This is a genomic window from Gottfriedia sp. NPDC056225, from assembly GCF_042267765.1.
In the GTDB taxonomy this organism is placed as follows: Bacteria; Bacillota; Bacilli; order Bacillales; family Bacillaceae_G; genus Gottfriedia.
Window position 1 is genome coordinate 1 of record NZ_JBHJTJ010000057.1, and the last position, 18,272, is coordinate 18,272.

18 protein-coding genes and 1 pseudogene are annotated in these 18,272 nt (G+C 31.0%); 12 read left to right on the plus strand and 7 right to left on the minus strand.

Features of this window, described 5'->3' with window-relative positions; translation table 11 throughout:
- Window positions 1-122 precede the first annotated feature (122 nt).
- Window positions 123-884 (minus strand): VanZ family protein, encoded by a 762-nt coding sequence (locus ACFCYN_RS22210; protein WP_375951830.1) that lies wholly within the window; start codon window positions 882-884, stop codon window positions 123-125.
- Window positions 845-1,207 (minus strand): PadR family transcriptional regulator, encoded by a 363-nt coding sequence (locus ACFCYN_RS22215; RefSeq protein ID WP_375951832.1) that lies wholly within the window; start codon window positions 1,205-1,207, stop codon window positions 845-847. Before ACFCYN_RS22215 ends, ACFCYN_RS22210 begins: the two co-directional genes overlap by 40 nt.
- 138 nt (window positions 1,208-1,345) lie before the next feature.
- On the opposite strand from ACFCYN_RS22215, the gene ACFCYN_RS22220 reads away from it, so the two are divergent.
- Complete coding sequence (locus ACFCYN_RS22220) at window positions 1,346-1,657, plus strand: hypothetical protein (protein ID WP_375951834.1); 312 nt, start codon at window positions 1,346-1,348, stop codon at window positions 1,655-1,657.
- A 7-nt stretch (window positions 1,658-1,664) separates the two neighbouring features.
- On the opposite strand, the gene ACFCYN_RS22225 is transcribed toward ACFCYN_RS22220, so the two are convergent.
- Together ACFCYN_RS22225 and ACFCYN_RS22230 are read right to left on the minus strand one after the other, a co-directional pair.
- On the minus strand, window positions 1,665-2,495 hold the full coding sequence (locus ACFCYN_RS22225; RefSeq protein WP_375951836.1) for a helix-turn-helix domain-containing protein: 831 nt from the start codon (window positions 2,493-2,495) through the stop codon (window positions 1,665-1,667).
- A gap of 201 nt (window positions 2,496-2,696) precedes the next feature.
- Window positions 2,697-3,956, minus strand: a complete 1,260-nt coding sequence (locus ACFCYN_RS22230; protein WP_375951837.1) for a hypothetical protein — start codon at window positions 3,954-3,956, stop codon at window positions 2,697-2,699.
- A 208-nt stretch (window positions 3,957-4,164) separates the two neighbouring features.
- Between ACFCYN_RS22230 and ACFCYN_RS22235 the strand changes: the two genes are divergently transcribed.
- Complete coding sequence (locus ACFCYN_RS22235; protein ID WP_375951839.1) at window positions 4,165-4,554, plus strand: (deoxy)nucleoside triphosphate pyrophosphohydrolase; 390 nt, start codon at window positions 4,165-4,167, stop codon at window positions 4,552-4,554.
- A 207-nt stretch (window positions 4,555-4,761) separates the two neighbouring features.
- Complete coding sequence (gene mreC, locus ACFCYN_RS22240; protein WP_375951841.1) at window positions 4,762-5,499, plus strand: rod shape-determining protein MreC; 738 nt, start codon at window positions 4,762-4,764, stop codon at window positions 5,497-5,499.
- Between the two features lie 259 nt (window positions 5,500-5,758).
- On the opposite strand, the gene ACFCYN_RS22245 is transcribed toward mreC, so the two are convergent.
- From ACFCYN_RS22245 to ACFCYN_RS22255, 3 genes are all read right to left on the minus strand, one after another.
- Window positions 5,759-7,273 (minus strand): sensor histidine kinase, encoded by a 1,515-nt coding sequence (locus tag ACFCYN_RS22245; RefSeq protein ID WP_375951843.1) that lies wholly within the window; start codon window positions 7,271-7,273, stop codon window positions 5,759-5,761.
- Entirely contained in the window at window positions 7,263-7,946 is a 684-nt protein-coding gene (locus ACFCYN_RS22250) for a response regulator transcription factor (protein ID WP_375951845.1), read from the minus strand. Before ACFCYN_RS22250 ends, ACFCYN_RS22245 begins: the two co-directional genes overlap by 11 nt.
- Window positions 7,947-8,266: 320 nt before the next feature.
- The gene (locus tag ACFCYN_RS22255) at window positions 8,267-8,608 is read right to left on the minus strand and encodes an McrC family protein (protein ID WP_375951846.1); all 342 of its coding nucleotides are present in this window, start codon (window positions 8,606-8,608) and stop codon (window positions 8,267-8,269) included.
- Window positions 8,609-8,627: 19 nt separating this feature from the next.
- Here ACFCYN_RS22255 and ACFCYN_RS22260 point away from each other — a divergent pair.
- The 9 genes and pseudogenes from ACFCYN_RS22260 to ACFCYN_RS22300 form a co-directional block, all read left to right on the plus strand.
- Window positions 8,628-9,107, plus strand: a pseudogene (locus tag ACFCYN_RS22260) (DUF4311 domain-containing protein); the annotation flags it as partial.
- Window positions 9,108-9,782 carry a DUF4310 family protein gene (locus tag ACFCYN_RS22265; protein WP_375951848.1) on the plus strand — a complete coding sequence of 225 codons (675 nt, stop codon included), beginning with the start codon at window positions 9,108-9,110 and terminating at the stop codon, window positions 9,780-9,782.
- A gap of 266 nt (window positions 9,783-10,048) precedes the next feature.
- A complete protein-coding gene (locus ACFCYN_RS22270; protein ID WP_172443682.1) occupies window positions 10,049-10,345 on the plus strand; it encodes a nucleotide pyrophosphohydrolase in 297 nt (98 codons plus the stop codon).
- A gap of 51 nt (window positions 10,346-10,396) precedes the next feature.
- The gene (locus tag ACFCYN_RS22275; protein WP_375951850.1) at window positions 10,397-12,016 is read left to right on the plus strand and encodes a DUF2075 domain-containing protein; all 1,620 of its coding nucleotides are present in this window, start codon (window positions 10,397-10,399) and stop codon (window positions 12,014-12,016) included.
- A 257-nt stretch (window positions 12,017-12,273) separates the two neighbouring features.
- A complete protein-coding gene (locus ACFCYN_RS22280) occupies window positions 12,274-13,197 on the plus strand; it encodes an HNH endonuclease (protein ID WP_375951852.1) in 924 nt (307 codons plus the stop codon).
- 179 nt (window positions 13,198-13,376) lie between these two features.
- The gene (locus ACFCYN_RS22285) at window positions 13,377-16,286 is read left to right on the plus strand and encodes a DEAD/DEAH box helicase (protein ID WP_375951854.1); all 2,910 of its coding nucleotides are present in this window, start codon (window positions 13,377-13,379) and stop codon (window positions 16,284-16,286) included.
- A 90-nt stretch (window positions 16,287-16,376) separates the two neighbouring features.
- Window positions 16,377-16,766, plus strand: a complete 390-nt coding sequence (locus tag ACFCYN_RS22290; protein WP_172443684.1) for a (deoxy)nucleoside triphosphate pyrophosphohydrolase — start codon at window positions 16,377-16,379, stop codon at window positions 16,764-16,766.
- Window positions 16,767-17,132: 366 nt separating this feature from the next.
- On the plus strand, window positions 17,133-17,852 hold the full coding sequence (locus ACFCYN_RS22295) for a prolyl oligopeptidase family serine peptidase (protein ID WP_375951856.1): 720 nt from the start codon (window positions 17,133-17,135) through the stop codon (window positions 17,850-17,852).
- 50 nt (window positions 17,853-17,902) lie between these two features.
- Window positions 17,903-18,028, plus strand: coding sequence for a hypothetical protein (locus ACFCYN_RS22300; RefSeq protein WP_375951858.1), 126 nt, complete (start codon window positions 17,903-17,905; stop codon window positions 18,026-18,028).
- Window positions 18,029-18,272 lie beyond the last annotated feature (244 nt).

The window sequence follows — 18,272 nt, forward strand, 5'->3', positions numbered from 1 at the left end:
ACGTTTCAACGATACCCCTCCTTAAATAAAGATAAGTACAAGGATATATTCTTATTCCAGAACGAATTTACCTTCTTCAAAAACTAATATCCTTTTTTACATAAAAAATTAATATTTAGTTTTTAACTTTTAGTTTCTTGAAATATATTCTTTTTAGATAAATTTGCAATTTTATTTATTGTTTTTATTAAGAAATATCCAATAACGCAACCTATTGTATTCAATATTAAATCGTCTATATCAAACTGACCGATTTGAAGAGCTAATTGTAGAACTTCAATCAAAAAACTAATTATAATCGAGCTATTAACAACTTTTGGGAGCTTATTGTATTTTTTAAATAAGATAGGAAGAAAAACCCCCAGTGGTAGAAATAATAGAATGTTTCCTACTGTATTGTTAATTATAATATCTAGGTTAAATTGGTGAGATCCATTTATGTAATCAAAAGTATTTTTAAATGGAATAATACTCGCATTTAACTTCCAAGCTTTTATGTCAAAAATACCATTATAGTTTTGTGGATACCGAAAGTACCGATTAAATGAATCGCCATTAACCATTCGATTAAACAATCTCACAAGAAGTAAATTCCAAAGTAAAACAAAAGAATATAAACTGAATAAAATCCAAGTTCCTTCCCTGAATATTTTGTAATAAGGAAACAAGGATTCTTGATAACTATTACTTATTTCTCTTTGTTCACCAAAACTTTTTATTGCATTTTGTATTGCTTCTTCATCTGTAAAACCTCGTTCGATATACTCATTTTTCAACAAGTTTAAATGATCGTTCATTTCATCAGCTATTTCTCTTTTTTCTTTCTCATCACAATTCAATTCGTTTACGATCTGATTAAGATAGGTTTCAATGGTTTTATCCAAGCCATTCCCTCCAAACAAACTTTTATTAAATTGTTAATTTGATTCCATTCTAATATTTTTCTATTTAATTCTTTTTGACCATCTTCAGTAATTTTGTAATATTTTCGTCTCCCACCTCCGTCTGAATCACCCCAATATGATTGAAGCCAACTTTTATTTTCCAATCTTTTTAATGCAGGGTACAGAGTTCCCTCACTCATGTTATAAAGTTCGTTACTATTTTCTATCAATGTTTTTACAATTTCATATCCGTACATTTCCTTCGTGTTCATAAGTGAAAGTAACAATATATCAATACTACCTTTCATGATTTCTTTATCCATAACATCACCTCACTTTTTCTATATTTATTAAGCATCGCTTCACTTTAGTACATCGTATTACAAGGTTTAGGCCTATTATCTCTTTCTATAGAAAAGTTATTCAACTATCCTGCCAAATACTGAAATAGGAGCTGACTTGTGATCAACTCCAACGTGTTAAATGTTATTGAGTGTGAGTTAGACAAAAAGACTAATACTGTTTTAGGTAAATATGGTCTATATACAATTGAAGCTAAATTAAATTTCAAACGAGTCCATAACGGGATTGTTAATGGTCGTGTTTATGAATTAAGTGTCTTTAGTGGTGGTTCCAGAATAATTCATTATGATTGCGGATGGAAACAAGGTAATAATTATATTAATTTAATTCAAAGAATCGTGACCGAGTTAGAAAAAATTCAACCAAGTAAAATACAAAGATTAAAGAAACTCGTAACACCTTGGAAATAACCATAGATTAATATATTCCAAGTTCATTTAGATCTTCTTTTTTGTAACCAATTGAACTTAGATTCTTTTTGGAAGCAATAGTTAAAATATAAGAGTAGTCTACTGGAGCTAGAGGTTTATCACATTCTAATTGTTGCAATTGGTTATATGCAATCTTATAAGCTAGTTTTAACTGTTGTTCATTTGTTAACTGTTTACCAGATTTAATGTAATGTTTAATTTGACTTACAGTAATAAATCCAACTTTTTGCATAGTTTCTTGGCCCACAATAACGTTTAATTTTTTAGCAGCTAACCATACTCGTCCATATAAGTCTTTAACTACTGATCCTAAGAAAGCTTGAAAGTGTTGAAGATTTCTAGGAACAAATTTTATATACGGAATACGTTTAACATTTAAATGATTATTATTATTATTTTGTTTTAAGTAGGTATTGTTTTCTTGGTGTGACATTTCAACAACCTCTTGTGTGACATCGTCACTATTTAATGCTTGGATCACAATTGCATTACTAGTTTGCATCATATCTTTATTTCTTTTCATCTCATATTGTTTAATAATCCCTAGTTTTTCTAGTTGATGACAAACTCTAATGACTGTACGTCTACTAATCTCTAATTTATCAGCAATAGTATTTTTACTTAGAAATGAAACACCTAAATACTTCGTAGAATAGCGTTGAAGTAATTCTAATACCTTTTTTGCCGACTTAGATAAATCACACTTAAATTGGACTTTGTACGCTCTTACAGCTTCATTTAACTCGTTAACTTCTTTAAATGTACGTAAATTAAAATAAGTATCTTCACTTGCGATAATTTGAATTCCCTGCTTCACAGTTTTGTCTCCTTTTGGATACAAAAAAACAACGATTTGCCAGGTGTAAGCAAACCATTGCTAAGAAGCACCTATTTGTATTAGAATACAAATAAAGGTACAGCAAGTGTTTGCCTATCGTGAGTAGGCTGACGGTATAAGTAGTGCTACCAACACTCTTATACACGCTGTGCTTTTTTGTTTTTATTGGTGGTCTTATGTCTATGTAAGTGTTCCTCCACCAACCCAAATCGCAGCAATTTGCCCCATTGCAGTTAAAGTCGCAACTCCATGACCAATCGCCGTAGCAAATAGTGAAGCAACTGAACCAGCAAGCGAAATTCCAGAGAATCCAGACCCATCTAATCCAGTAATTGCACCAACTGTAGTTAATGTCACACCTGCAACTCCTGGATTTACTGGCACTGCGTGAGCTAAAGCAAAGCCTAAATCATTTACAATTCCATTTGATCCTTTTGGTAGGTAGTCCCCAATAATTGCCGTAAATCCACTATCCCCAAGATAGAAGAAAGCTGCAATTGGAATAACTGGACCAAATACTTTAAACCCAAACTTGAAGCCATGAATTAAATAATTGGTTACTTCTTCAAATCCTTTATTTTTATGTCCGAACATGGATAGTATGGAAAGAATTATTAGTGATGTACCGCCGATTAAGGCAGTTGCATCTCCGCCTTGTAAATTGAAGTGAACCATTGCCCAAATATCGACTGCAAATAAAATGAAAACAAGAGCTGCCATCCATTTTTGCTGAGTGGATGTTAGGAGATAATCCTCTGCTTTAGTTTCTTCCTCAGGTAGTTCTACAGTTAAAAGTCCTCTTTTCATATCTCGTTTTAAGAAGTAAAAAGCAACTACAGTAGTCACGACCCCCATTACGATCACAAGTGGAATACTTGCATGAATAACATCCGAAACCGGTATGCCAGCTGCGTCAGCTGTTAGTTTCGGAGCACCTTGGATGACATAATCACTTGAAAGAGCGATCCCATGACCAAATAAATTCATAGCCATCGCAACACCTAAAGCTGGTAACCCAACTCTTAAAGCAACTGGAAGTAAAACTGCACCAATTAAAGCTACTGCAGGAGATGGCCAGAAAAACCAAGATACAATCATCATTACAATACCAATTGTCCAATAGGATAAGGTGGCGTTTCGCATCACCTTTGTAAAAGGACTAATTAGTGCCTGATGCACCCCACTATCAGTTAATGCTTTACTCATCGAAACGATAATCGAGATTACTAAAATCGTGGATAGTAATTGAGTGATGGCGTATATGAAACTTGAAAATAAGATACTAACTGAACTAGAAAGTGACTCAGTTGCTACTAGGCCAAGTAGGAAAATTCCAACTAGGCAGACGAGGCTGGTGTCACGTCTAAGAATTAAAAATAAAATAATTAAACCTATAAATGCTACATAAAGCCAATGTATGGCTGTTAAATCAACATGCATGATAATAGCCCCCTTTCGTTACATATATTGGTTAACAATATATGCATTCGCCTAGGTGGGGGTGAGGAATCGTAATACTTTTAATTGTATTCTAATAAAGGTTTACTCGCTTTTATTACTTTATTGCTAGACCAGTTGATGAATGTAAGTTGCAAACAATATATAATCAACTTAAGATACATATTCGAAAAAAAGGAAATGACTAAAATTGAAAAAACAAGTTAAAGTAGTAGGAGCCGTAATCAGAAACAATGAAAACCAAATACTATGTGCCTTACGTTCACCAGAAATGAGCCAACCAAATAGTTGGGAATTTCCAGGTGGAAAAATTGAGGATGGCGAGAAACCAGAAGAAGCTTTAGCACGAGAAATACAAGAAGAATTAGGTTGTGAAATTATAGTTTCTGAATTGATTGAAGATGTAATCCATGAGTATCCAAATATAATAGTAAATTTAATTACATATGAAGCAAAAATAAAATGGGGTATTCCTATAGCTAATGAGCATGAAAAAATAGAATGGAAAGAGATTTCTGAATTAAAAGAACTTGAGTGGGCGCAAGCGGATCTTCCAACAGTTGAAAAACTTCTACTATAGACTAAATTCCGTGCCACTTTTATAGATTAATGAAGATAAAATAAGTGACTTATTTTTCCTTTGATTTTATATTTTAGTTAATTCAGAGTATAATACGTAATATTAATCACAATATTGTCATATTAACTCTATTTTTTGGAATATTTTTCATGTTATTCTAAAATGTAGGAGAATGAGTTCATAATTAAAATCAAAGGATAAACTATAATGAAAAAATATATATTACTGGCTTTAATCGTTATTCTAATTGGAAGTGGCTATTTATTTACGAAAAGCAGTACATTCAAAAATCACACTAATAATATTAGTGATCTGCTTACATTAGAAAAAGAGAATGATTACTTAAATGCAAAAATGGGAAATGAAACAGCTTTAAATTCGAAAAATATTGAATTGGGCGTAGAAAATAAAGAGTTAAAAAGTCTTAAAGAAAGACTGAATAAAGAGAATCTAAAATACAATACTGCAGTTGCAGTCGTTACACAGAGAGATAATGAAAGCTGGAATAGCTTTATTTATATTAATAAGGGTTCTGACGATGGCGTAAAAATAAATACAAATGTAATTACCTCTCAAGGGCTAGTAGGCAAAGTAATCGAAGTGTCTAAAAATAGTTCGAAAGTGGATTTATTAAGTGCGGCAAATTATACATCTTATATATCCGTTCAACCTAAAGGTAATAATAAATTACAGGGGCTAATCAAAGGTGCAGATGAGAAAACTGGTTATTTAAAAATGACTCTTTTCAATGTAAATGATAAATTGAAAAATGGAAAAATCATTGTTACCTCGGGTCTTGGTGGAATTTATTTACCGGATATTGAAATAGGTAGAGTAAAAGATGTTAAAATCGATAATTTAGGGCTAAATCAAACTGCATATATAGAGCCTTTATATAATTTAAACAATATCGAGTACGTTATTTTATTGTTAAGTAAAAAATAAAAATGAGAGAACAATTGTATGGTTGTTCTCTTTTTTAGCACGCTTTTAGTACATATATAAGTAAGCGATACTGATGATCAAATTGTTGAAGTTATTCTTATTCGTTGGATAAGGAGATTACTACAGAAAACTTGAGGATGACAATTAATCAATTGTTTCGTCTAATTCGATTTGCTAAGGAAAGGCATCAAAGTGTTACAATAAAAAAGGGTTACTCCATAAGTTAAGCATGCTTGCTTATGGGTAACCCTTTTTTATATTAGTCCACTTTACTTTCTTCCTTAAGCTTGTTCGGTAAAGTAATAATAAAACAAGTGATATTCTTTTCACTCGTTACATGGATATCACCATGATATAAATCAACAAACCTTTTTACAACAGCTAGGCCTAAACCAGTGCCAACATAATTTTTTTGGACAGCTTTTGCCCGATAAGAATGTTCAAATATCTTTTCGATTTCATCCTTTGGTATTTCTACTCCACGATTTATTACAGAGAGATGAATGATTGATTCATCAGACGATAATCCAATATGAATTTTCTTTGGCTCAAACGAATATTTCACAGCATTTTCGATCAGTGAGTCCAATATTTGAAGGATATTTTCATAAGAAATAAAAGTATAGATTTCTTCTTGTATTGATTGTTCAAAAGTAGTATCTTCATAAACCGTTTTATTTCTAAATAAGTATTGGTTAATAAAACTCGATAAATCATAGCTTTCGGTATTTTCTGTCTGGATTTCTTCTAATTTAGATAAGGTAATGATTTTATTAATCATTGAAGCGATTCGTTCAACTTGTGATTCAATACTGTTCAACCTTTCTTCTCTTTTTTTCTCATTATGAAACCCAAACATACGGAAATAATCTACTGATTGCTGAATAGACGTTAGTGGTGTTCGAATTTGATGTGTAATTTCGCGTGCACTTTGTTCCTGAGATCGAATTGCTCGTTCCGCCCGATGTAGAATAATATTAATTTGCTCACTTAGATCATCAACATAATCATTTTGATGTTTTTCAACTGTTATTCGCTCATTAAACATCCCTTTATTTACAACTACCAGCTTTTTTAATGCACGGTCTAAAGGAACAAATATATCTCTCATCGCAAAAAAAGATGCGATAAATGAAATAATAATTAGAGTAATTAAAGAAGTCACAAAAGTTGTAACAGTGGAACGAAATACTGGCTTAAACTCGAGTTGGATATTTGTATAAAAGTTTGCTACTCCATTAAAGTTATAAGATTTAGAATTGATCGGATAAAGTACTTGAACATAATCATTTTGACCGATTTTCTCAACACGTACATAATCTCGATCTTTAAAAAATCCTTTCTTTACTAAAAACGTATTCACTTTGACAGCTAGACTAATAGTAGTACGATAAAAATTGTTAATCTTACTTTCGTTTACTTTTGTGAATGCTAATTCAGGTAACTGGTGCTCATGATTGATAAGGAGGGGATTATAAGCATGAACGGTTTTTGTTTTGTAATTGTTTATTACAAGTACTGAACTTGACAATGGTATTGTCGAAAGGTAAACATCTTTTCCTTTTTTGGGTATTGTTGAATCCGGTACTTGCAATAACCATGCAGCACTTTCTAATCGCTGATAGTTCTCTTCGCCCTCAGTAAGAACGTATTGGTGAATCCTATATAATAATGTAACAGGAGCCATAATACTAATGACAACGGCAAGCAGAATTAAATTAAACGTTGCTGCACGAATCGTAGCTTGTAAAGTTGAATTTGATCTAATCTTCAATGATATATCCTAACCCGCGTACAGCCTGTATATATTTAGCAGGCAAAATCTCACGTAATCGTTTAATCGCCACATCAATCTTGTTTTTGTCAGAATCAGAAACGTCTTCATGTTGCCAAACTTCTTTCGCTAATTCTTCACGTGAAACAGGATGGTTTTTATTTTTAAGTAAATAGACAAGAATATCGTATAGAATAGGACTTGGACAAATAATCTCCTGCCCAACAGTCACTCTACGATTTGTTAAAGATATCGTTAAATCCTTGTATGACAACGTTTCAGACATTGAAGACTTCCCTAATCTTCGCAGCACCGTTTGAATTTTAGCAATTAATATTGGTAAAGAATAAGGCTTTGTGATGTAATCTTCCGCACCTGAATACAACCCTTGAGTAACATCTGTTGGATCAGCCCTAGCAGTTAAGTAAATATACGGTGTGCTCTTTTTTTCAGTTATCATCCTCGCAACATCAAATCCAGAGCACATTAAACCATATTGAGCAAATGAATCCAACGTTATATCTAAAAGCATTAGATCATAATTGTTTTCTAATGCAGCATAGTATGTATCTTTCGCATTATCAAAAAAATCCACTTCAAATGAAGCCTCTTGCAGCATCTCCTGTAAAAAAGAGCCAATCTCCCGATCATCATCCATAATTAACAATCGCATATCTTACACCTCTTTGTTAATTTTTCCAAATTAAAGAAAAATATTAGATTCAATCTATATTAACATACAAGTGAAAATTTGCCTGTTTTGATGACATTATAATTACAATTATGTCAGTTACTAAAATCGAGGTGCATAGGTAGTGGGGTAGAAGAATCTACAAAAGCTAAGGGTGGTTCTTGTGTAGGGAGTGAAAACTAAGAAGATAAAGCATACGGAATCGGACAAGCTGTTAAAGTAGGTATTACTCAACATTAAGTTGAAAGTAAATGTTGAGTAATGGTTCAATAATTAGAACAGGAAATGAATTTAATTGTTATTTAATGAAATAAAAATCCTTCAGCTAATAGGTTCAGTTGCTCTGAAATATTTGAGAAATCAGTATTTAAATCCAGTGTTTTAACACTTATACGATTTCCATTTAATAAAAAGTCATTGTCTGGTACCAGTTCTTCATCTGTTCTTGCATAAAGTAAAACACCGCTAACATTACCGGAGTTCGTGTAATCCTTATTTTTTACGTAGGTAAATATCTGATACATGTTATATGAATATATGGTTTTACTATTGTATAAGTTGTTTGTTTGCATATTTTTTGCATAGTATTTCGTATCAATAATGAGAGTAATGCCTTTGTAATGTAAAGTAATGTCTGATTTCATAGTAGGCAGATTACCAGAAGATACTCTACATAATCCAAAGAAAATGGCAATAGCAGGTGCAATTATCGGTGCAATTGTTGTGACGTTTTTAAACTCAACTGCTTCAGCGATACCTGAATCACTTCAAGCAATTGCTTTAAAAGTACTAGTTCCAGCGGCGAATTTATTAATCAATCCTGTCATGCCTGTTATTTTCTGGTTAGCAGCATTAGATGCTGGTAAGCGATCAGGAATGTGGGGAACAATCTTTGGTGGAGTTGCACATCTTATAATGGGAAACGCTGTACCTGGTGTGGTTCTTGGTATTTTAATTGGTAAAGGTGTAGACGAAAATGGGTGGAATAAAGTGACAAAAACTTTATTATCATCAGTAATTATATTATTTGTCTTTAGTGCCTTCTTCCGAGGATTTGATATTAATTTTATAAGAGGCTTTAATTTAGACGTTCCTTCCTGGTTAATTAATCTTCATAAAATGCTTGGACTAGAGGTGAAATAGATGGGTACAGAAGTAATAAATAAAAAAGAATTAAATTTTCAAAAGAATTTTTGGTACGCAGATTGGTCATTTCCATTATTTGTCGCACTTCTATCTGCAGGGGTATTTGCTGGGACACATATGTATTATGTTTATAAAATTGGTGCATTTAATGATGTTGCAATTGTTGCAATGCTACAAGTTGGTATCGAAGGAGCGGGATATGGCGCAGCGGCTGCATTTGGTGCAAGCTTCTTATTTGCACGTGTATTAGAAGGCTCGCTTGTCGGAATTTTAGATATTGGTGGAGCCATTCAGACAGGAATTGGAATTGGTGTACCAGCACTACTTTTAGGGGCAGGTATTACAGCACCTATTGAATCATTTGTTCTTTCATTAATAACAGGTACAATCCTAGGGCTTGCTATTGGTTATGCCATTATTGGAATACGAAAGTTTACAGTGAAGCAATCCAATTCAACATTTGGGGCAGATGTTATGATGGGTGCTGGAAATACATCGGGACGATTTTTAGGTCCGTTAATTATTATTTCAGCTTGTTCTGCCTCGATACCTATTGGTTTTGGATCGATAATTGGTGCTGCTATTTTTTATGCTTGGAAAAAGCCAGTTGCTGGTGGAGCAATTTTAGGGGCTATGATATTGGGGGCGTTTTTTCCGATAGGAATACAGTGAGATGTATTTATAAGTAATTTCCAGTTATGAGACAATTGTTGGATATGGAATAGTATTGAGAGCCCTTTTAAGAGGGCTTTTTTCATTGTTTACAAATAAAAAATTTATAGAACTGTTGATAATTTTTTTGATTGAAATTTATTTAGTGATAATAATGCTGATTTCCGGATTGTCAACGTGATACTACAACTTTCATTTACATTAGAACAAATGATAAACTAGAACATATTTACAAAAATAGAAATATAAACTAGGTGGGGCTATAAATGAAAGAGTTAATAAAAAAAATTACTGAGTTTAGAGATGAGCGAGGTTGGGCCGAATACCATAACGAAAAAGATTTAGCAATTTCTATTTCATTAGAAGCGAATGAACTTTTAGAAAATTTCCAATGGAAAACTAGTGAAGATGCCGTTACTGAATCTATGCAAAATATTAAAGAAGAGATGGCAGATGTATTTATATATTTACTTCAGTTAGCGGATAAATTAAATATTGACTTGGAAGAGGAAGCATTTAAGAAAATGGAGAAGAATGCTATAAAATATCCAGCGAAAAAATAATAGTAATTATAAGCTTCATTAAACCTGTTTGTGAGGTAGGTAGGATACATAATGAGTATTGTAGATATAAAAACATTTCCTTTTGATAGGTCGTCATTAGATTATATGAACGATTACTATATTGATTATCCATTAGTCTACTTTTTAAATAATGATACATCAGTCTATATTGGTGAAACAGTTGCAGTAAGAAATCGTATGAGGGATCACTTAAATAATCGCGAAAGAAAATTATTAACTAAGATGTCTTTGATAATTCATGAAAAGTTTAATCGATCAGCAACTTACAATATTGAAACTAAGTTAATCAATTATTTTCTTGCTGATGAACGGTACAAATTACAAAACATAAGTCAAACAAGTAATAGTGTAACTCACAATTATTATGAAAAAAAATTCTTTAATGAGGAATTGTTTGATAGCATTTGGGATGAACTTTTAAGTAGAGATATAGTAGATAATTCGAGAAGTACTATTGAAAATAAGGATTTATTTAAGCTCTCACCCTTTAAAGAATTATCAATTGAACAGTTGGAGCTCCAACAAAAGATTATCGAAGTATGTAAAAATCATATTCTTGATCATGAACCCTTTATTTTCTTAATAAAAGGGGAAGCAGGGGTTGGGAAAAGTGTTGTTTTAAGCTCCGTATTTAATAAAATTCAAGAGCTTTCAATGGAAAAGTCGTCAGTTTTGCATAATACCAATAACTATTTATTAGTTAATCATTCAGAAATGTTAAAAACATATAAGAAAATTGCAGGAAAAGTGAAAGCACTCACTAAGAAAAATTTTGAAAAGCCGACATCCTTTATTAATCAACGGAAAAAAACGATGGAAAAGGCAGACATAGTATTAATAGATGAAGCGCATTTATTATTAACAAAGCCCGATCCATATAATAATTTTGTTGAGGAAAATCAATTACAAGAAATTATTAACCATAGCAAAATTGTTATTGCTGTTTATGATGACAAACAAGTATTGAAGATGAAGAGCTACTGGAATGAAGAAAAGCTTCAATCTATTATTAAAGGTATTAATACTGAACCGACTTACAAGCTAACTAACCAATTCCGAATGAAAGCAAGTAATGCAATGGTGAATTGGATTGATAAATTTGTTGAAAAGAAGATTACTGAAATACCAAGCGATCCTAATTATGATTTTAGAATATTTGATTCAGCAGCAAAAATGTATGAAGAAATACAGGAGATGAATAACAAAGTTGGTTTAGCAAGAATAGTATCTACATTCGACTACATACATAAGAAAGACGGTCAACAGTATTATGTTGAAGAGGGAGATTTTAAACTCCCTTGGAATGGTGATTACGGAAATATTACATGGGCAGAAGAAGCAGACACAATTCGAGAAGTAGGATCAATTTATACAATTCAAGGTTTTGATTTAAATTATGTAGGTGTAATTCTTGGGCCTTCAATTTCGTATGATGAACGCACAGATGAATTGAAAATTCTTACAGAGAATTATAAGGATACTGAGGCTTTTCGAGGTAAGGATGAGTTTGAAGATAGTGAGAGTATTAAGGAGAAGATTATTTTAAATTCGCTTAATGTTCTTATGAAGAGAGGAATTCGTGGGTTATATATCTATGCTAGTGATTCGAAGTTGAGAGCTAAGTTGTTGGAACTTCAGAATAATAGTTAAAATAAACTAGTATTCTTTAATGATTTTTTATCATATGTGACATTAAGTAGAGCCTTTAAAGGGCTCTTTTATTTTGATTTAAATTAAAGAATAAGGTGTTAAAATTAATACTCTCAATAAAATGCAATTAATGAAATCAGAATTATTTTTTATATATTTAATGCATTTAATCCAGGCCTGTAAGTTTTCAACGTATAAGGGTATATCATTTTATATAACATAATAAAATATTTGAATTAACCTTAGGGGGAAATGATTTGAATAATTTTATTGTTATGCAAGGACGAACTTATCAAGAAGAAAAAAATCTTGGAATTATCTGGTCTCCCCAAACAGATAAAGGTGGCAAAGAGCCTCATTTTTGGCTACGCATGAAAGAAGTAGAGAAAGGTGATCGAGTTTTTCACTTTGTAAAAGGAAATATTGTAGCTATTAGTATCGCCAGTACAGGATGTGAAAAAGCGAAAATACCTTTTAATTTAAGAAATAAAAGTGAATGGAATGAAGATGGATATTTAGTTAAATTAGAATACCATCAGTTAGACATAGAGGTTAATATAAAAGAAAATATTAGTCATATTTCATCAGCACTACCGAGCGTGTATTCACCATTCCAAACAAATGGTAATGGTAACCAAGGCTACCTATTTCCATGTAATGAAGAATTAGCAATAAAATTACTTGAACTAATAAGTGAATTAAATATTTATCATATAAATGAAGAACAATTAGAGTTTTCAATTGATGAAGTAAGAAGAATTGAAAATAATACTTTAATTCCAGTCATTGCTGAGACTGAATCAGAGATTAAGGCTAAAATTAGATTGGGTCAACAGAAGTTTAGAAAAACATTGATTCCCTTATGGGGTGGTAAATGCGCGCTGTGTGCTATAAATTTATCAGAGCTATTAAGAGCAAGTCATTCTAAGCCATGGAAAGATAGCACTAATTTAGAACGATTAGATCCATACAATGGTATATTACTTTGTTGCAATCATGATGCACTTTATGATAATGGTTTAATTACATTTGATGCACAAGGACGGTTGCATATTTCTTCAGTTATTAGTGGTGATGATTATAAAATATATGGTTTAGATCCAACGTTTAAGATTCAGATTAGTTCTAAAAATAAAGAGTATTATAAATGGCATAAGAGAAATATTTTTAAACCGAATTAGGTTCTGTATAGGGAGTTTATTAATTAATTTAAAACCTACTCAATTTTTTGAGTAGGTTTTATTGTATTCTTAACGTAATACAAATAATGTAAATTATAGTGCCAAAATTCATAGAATTAAACATCCTTTTAAGTTAAAATCCAAATTAGAAATAAAAAACTGTAATGATTGGGGATCGTATGGTGAATTTCATTCAAAAACTTCAAGAGTCTTTACACAAAGGGTTTATAGATCAAAAGCATAATAATAACGGAAACTTTGCTCCGAAATTACTAGTCAATAATACAAAAAATAATGAAAATGTATTATCTACTCTATTAGAAGAACTTGATAATTGTAAGACTTTTTATTTTTCTGTTGCTTTTATAACCGAAAGTGGACTTGCTATGCTTAAGTCCCATTTACTTGACCTTAAGCGTAAAGGTGTAAGTGGTCGCATTTTAACTTCAACTTATTTAAGTTTTAATCAGCCTAAAATTTTTAGAGAGTTAATGAAGATTTCGAATGTTGAAGTTCGATTAACGAATTTAGAGGGATTTCATTCAAAGGGGTATATCTTTAATAATGACACTCATTACTCACTAATTGTTGGGAGTTCCAACTTAACTGCCAATGCCTTAAAAGTAAATTATGAATGGAATATTAAGCTTACTTCACATGAAGATGGTGAAATTGTTCGTCATTTTAAAGAACAATTTGAAGAAGTATGGGAAAAAGCTCATCCATTAAACTTTGAGTGGATTGAAAATTATGAAACGGTTTATACACAGTTAGTAGAAAATAAAGTATTTGATCAAATTTCTGATTTCCCAGTTTCATATCAAACTAATCCAATAGAAGAAGCGTTAAAAGTTGTGCCAAATAAAATGCAACAGGCAGCATTAGCAGAAATTAAAGCAGTTCGTGAGGCTGGAAAAGATAAGGGACTAATTATTTCAGCCACAGGGACAGGGAAAACTTATCTTTCAGCATTTGATGTTAGAAGTTATATGCCGAAAAAAATGTTATTTATCGTTCATCGTGAGCAAATTTTACAGAAGGCTAAGTCAGATTATATAAAAGTACTTGGTGGAAGTGAAGAGGATTTTGGTATTTTATCAGGCACAAATAAACAAAAAGATGCTAAGTATTTATTTGCTACAATTCAAACAATCTCTAAAGATGAAACATTACAACAATTTGATCCTGAAGAGTTTGATTATATTTTAATAGATGAAGTTCATAAAGCAGGAGCTCAATCATATCAAAAAGTTACCAATTATTTTAAACCGAAGTTTTTAATGGGGATGACTGCAACACCTGAGCGAACTGATGATTTCAATATATATGAACTATTTGATTACAATATTGCATATGAAATCCGTTTACAAGAAGCTCTTGAGGAAGATATGCTTTGTCCGTTCCATTACTTTGGAGTGACTGATCTTGAGTTGGATGGAGAAACAATAGATGATGCTACAATATTATCAAAGTTAGTAACAGATGAACGTGTAAACCATTTAATTGATAAAATCGAATATTATGGTTATTCAGGAGAGAAAGTAAAAGGTCTAATTTTCTGTAGCAGAAAAGAAGAGGCTGAAAAATTATCAATTGCATTGAACCAAAAAGGTTATAATACTTTTGCTTTAACAGGGGATCATTCACAAGAAGAAAGGGCAAGTAAAGTAGAACAATTAGAAAATGCTAACTTAGATTATATCATTACTGTTGATATCTTTAATGAAGGTATCGATATTCCATGTGTTAATCAAGTAGTAATGCTAAGACAAACACAATCAAGCATTATATTTATCCAGCAACTAGGTCGAGGATTACGTAAACATGGTTCAAAAGAATTTGTTACGATTATAGATTTTATCGGTAACTACCGAAATAATTATTTAATTCCGATTGCACTTTCTGGAGACAAATCATTAAACAAAGATAGTATTCGAAGAAATATGAAGGGTTCAAGCTATATTAAAGGTGTTTCTTCTATTAATTTTGAAGAAATAGCTAAGAAGTTAATATTTAGTTCAATTAATAATAGTAATCTAACAGAGTTGAAAAAACTTCGAGAGGCATTTGTTGAACTTAAAAATAGAATTGGAAGAACTCCATTTTTATATGATTTTATAACTAACAATTCAATTGATCCCAATGTAATTGTAAATAAGTATCCGAACTATCAACAATTTTTATTGAAACTTAAAGAAGATGTTCCATTATTAAGTGATTATGAAGATAAAGTTTTAACATTCCTTTCTTTAGAAATATTAAATGGTAAACGAAAGCATGAAATAATTCTTTTGGAGTTACTTTTAAACGATGGAATAGTAAAGATGAATGATTATATAGATCATTTAAAAGAAAACAATTGTGCAATTGATGATTCAGCGATAAATTCTGTTAAAGGATTGTTTGATTTGTCATTCTTTACAATATCATTTACAAGCAAATATGGCGAAATACCAATTGTAATACTAGATGAAAATAACAATTTTAGATTTAATGGTTCGATTGTAGAAAGTTTACAAACTAGATATCACTTTAAGAAAATGGTTTGGGATGTAATTAACACATCTAAAGAAAAGAGTATTAAGTATCAATCAGATGTACCATTTACACTGTATGAAAAATACACAAGAAAAGATGCATGCAGATTATTAAATTGGTCCAATGACGAAAGTTCAACAATGTATGGCTACAAAACAAAATATAATACTTGTCCAATATTTGTAACATATCATAAACATGAAGAAGTAGAGTCCAGTGTGGCATATGGTGATGAATTTATAAATCAGGAAGTCATAAATTGGTTTACAAGAAGTAATCGTTCATTAGAATCAGAAGAAGTTAAAAAAATAATAAATGCTCAAGAAAATAATATTGATATCCATATATTTGTGAAAAAGGATAATGATGAAGGTGGAGATTTCTACTACCTTGGAAAATCACTTCCTGATAAAAGTACTGTAAAGCAATCGACCATGTTAGATAAAAATGGTAAAGAACTTCCGGTTGTACAGATGAATATGATCATGGAAAATAGTATTGAAAGTAAGTTGTACTATTATATTATCAGTGGAGAAAATGATGAAGTTTGATTTTAAAAATATGAAATAATTCCTTTATTTTAATTGGAGAATTTATACAATATAATAGAATTAAATAACATAAATAAAGGGATGTAAATAATGAAAAAACAAATTAAAGTAGTTGGAGCGGTAATTCGAAACAATGAAAATCAAATTCTGTGTGCTCTTAGATCACCTGAAATGAGTTTACCAAACTTATGGGAATTTCCAGGTGGTAAAATTGAAAAAGGTGAGAAGCCTGAAGAGACTCTAGTTCGAGAAATTAAAGAAGAATTAGGCTGTGAAATTGTAGTTTCAGATTTGGTTGAAGATGTTGTACATGAATATGATGCAATTATTGTAAACTTGTTAACTTTTGAAGCAGAGATTTCACTAGGTACTCCAGTTGCAAGTGAGCATGCAAAATTGGAGTGGAAAGATGTTTCGGATTTAGAAGAGCTAGAATGGGCTCCTGCTGATATACCTACTGTTGAAAAGTTGATGAATTAAAAAATGGCGTTCTCCTATTTATAGGGAACGCCATTTTTGCTTTTATCTTTTTCACTAATGTAATAAATATTAATTTAGTTTTACAGGTCCTGTAAACTTAGGGAATAATAATTTTTTAAGATAACTATATAAATAACTTTTAATATCTCATGAGTTTTATTATTAAAGGAATTCTAATACTTATTTTCTGCTCTATGAGTCACTATCTTAGAATATTAAAATTTGTTAACAAAGTATTCTATTATATTATAATTCATTCTACTAATCTACTGGTAAAATATACATGAGTTTTCATTATTTTACGGTGAGGAATGTGAAAAGTTGAACAAATTAGCAACTTAATCAATGCGGATTCAATTATTTAGAATGGCAAGGATAGTTTACGAATCAGATGCAAATATAAAAAAATTTATATCCAATGGCTGGACTTTCGTTGGATCAAAGCATACTTCTGGAGGTTTGGATGCCGCGGTTTTTAAAAGAACTAGTCCAACATATAAAGGAAAATCCGATTATTGTTTTACTTTTAGGGGAACAAGAGGTGGAAAAGACATAGTAGCTTCTGATGCAGTTGAGGTTGTAGCGGGCTTGCATGTAAATCAAGTACCAGACTCTATAGAATGGATTAGATCCATAATTAAGAAATATACAAACGATATAGGTAAAGTATATTTTACTGGCCATTCTTTAGGTGGATACTTAGCTGCATGGGCACAAACTGAAGTTGTTGATGGTGGAATTACTGTTCCAAATAGTTCTTTTACTAGAACTTTTAATGCTCCAGGAATTACCCTAGTTGCTTTAAAACCATCATTCGCTGTCATCATACAAGCAAAAAATGCTTTTGAATTACTAGGTAGATATGATAATTATATTTCTAATTATGCTATTTCAAGAAATGTTTTAAATTCTCGATTCGGAACATATTCTTTACAGACAGTAGACCCAGTTTTTGCTTGGGGGAATTCTTTAGGTAAAGTAGTAAAATGTATTGTTTTAAATGATAAATATTATAACAACCCTTTTAATTACCATTTTATAGTTAGATTTGAAGAAATACTAAATACTAGTAATTTTCCTGATTAATCATGAAATAATAAAAGCTATTTGAAAAGTCTATAAAAAGGAAGGATAAATTGAAAAATACAAGTATTATTAGCATTAGCTTTATATTTATGATCTTAATCCTTGGGGCTTTATATATTGGGTTTACTGGCCATTTTGAAGATGATGGTAAAAGAGATCCAATTTATGTTGAGTAGGTTAATTGGGAAATAATAGAAAACAATGGAAATTATTATGGTATCTCTATAATTAGCTTTTATCTAGACGGACAAGAAAAAGCTTTTCTTGAAAGTGAGGATATTTTAAAATTAATTAAATTTTTTAAAGAAAATAAGCACTAAAAAAACATATGGTGCAATTAAAGTTTACATCGTATTTTATAATAAAACTCTCTTTGATATTTCAAGAGAAAAATATGCATATAATGGGAAAAGATGTCTG

Bases quoted from the DNA above. Each gene is read 5' to 3' on its own strand.
- ACFCYN_RS22215 (WP_375951832.1), bottom strand. From the start codon at position 1,207: ATGGATAAAGAAATCATGAAAGGTAGTATTGATATATTGTTACTTTCA.
- ACFCYN_RS22230 (WP_375951837.1), bottom strand. From the start codon at position 3,956: ATGCATGTTGATTTAACAGCCATACATTGGCTTTATGTAGCATTTATA.
- mreC (WP_375951841.1), top strand. From the start codon at position 4,762: ATGAAAAAATATATATTACTGGCTTTAATCGTTATTCTAATTGGAAGT.
- ACFCYN_RS22250 (WP_375951845.1), bottom strand. From the start codon at position 7,946: ATGCGATTGTTAATTATGGATGATGATCGGGAGATTGGCTCTTTTTTA.
- ACFCYN_RS22255 (WP_375951846.1), bottom strand. From the start codon at position 8,608: ATGAAATCAGACATTACTTTACATTACAAAGGCATTACTCTCATTATT.
- ACFCYN_RS22265 (WP_375951848.1), top strand. From the start codon at position 9,108: ATGGGTACAGAAGTAATAAATAAAAAAGAATTAAATTTTCAAAAGAAT.
- ACFCYN_RS22270 (WP_172443682.1), top strand. From the start codon at position 10,049: ATGAAAGAGTTAATAAAAAAAATTACTGAGTTTAGAGATGAGCGAGGT.
- ACFCYN_RS22275 (WP_375951850.1), top strand. From the start codon at position 10,397: ATGAGTATTGTAGATATAAAAACATTTCCTTTTGATAGGTCGTCATTA.
- ACFCYN_RS22285 (WP_375951854.1), top strand. From the start codon at position 13,377: ATGGTGAATTTCATTCAAAAACTTCAAGAGTCTTTACACAAAGGGTTT.
- ACFCYN_RS22290 (WP_172443684.1), top strand. From the start codon at position 16,377: ATGAAAAAACAAATTAAAGTAGTTGGAGCGGTAATTCGAAACAATGAA.
- ACFCYN_RS22295 (WP_375951856.1), top strand. From the start codon at position 17,133: ATGGCAAGGATAGTTTACGAATCAGATGCAAATATAAAAAAATTTATA.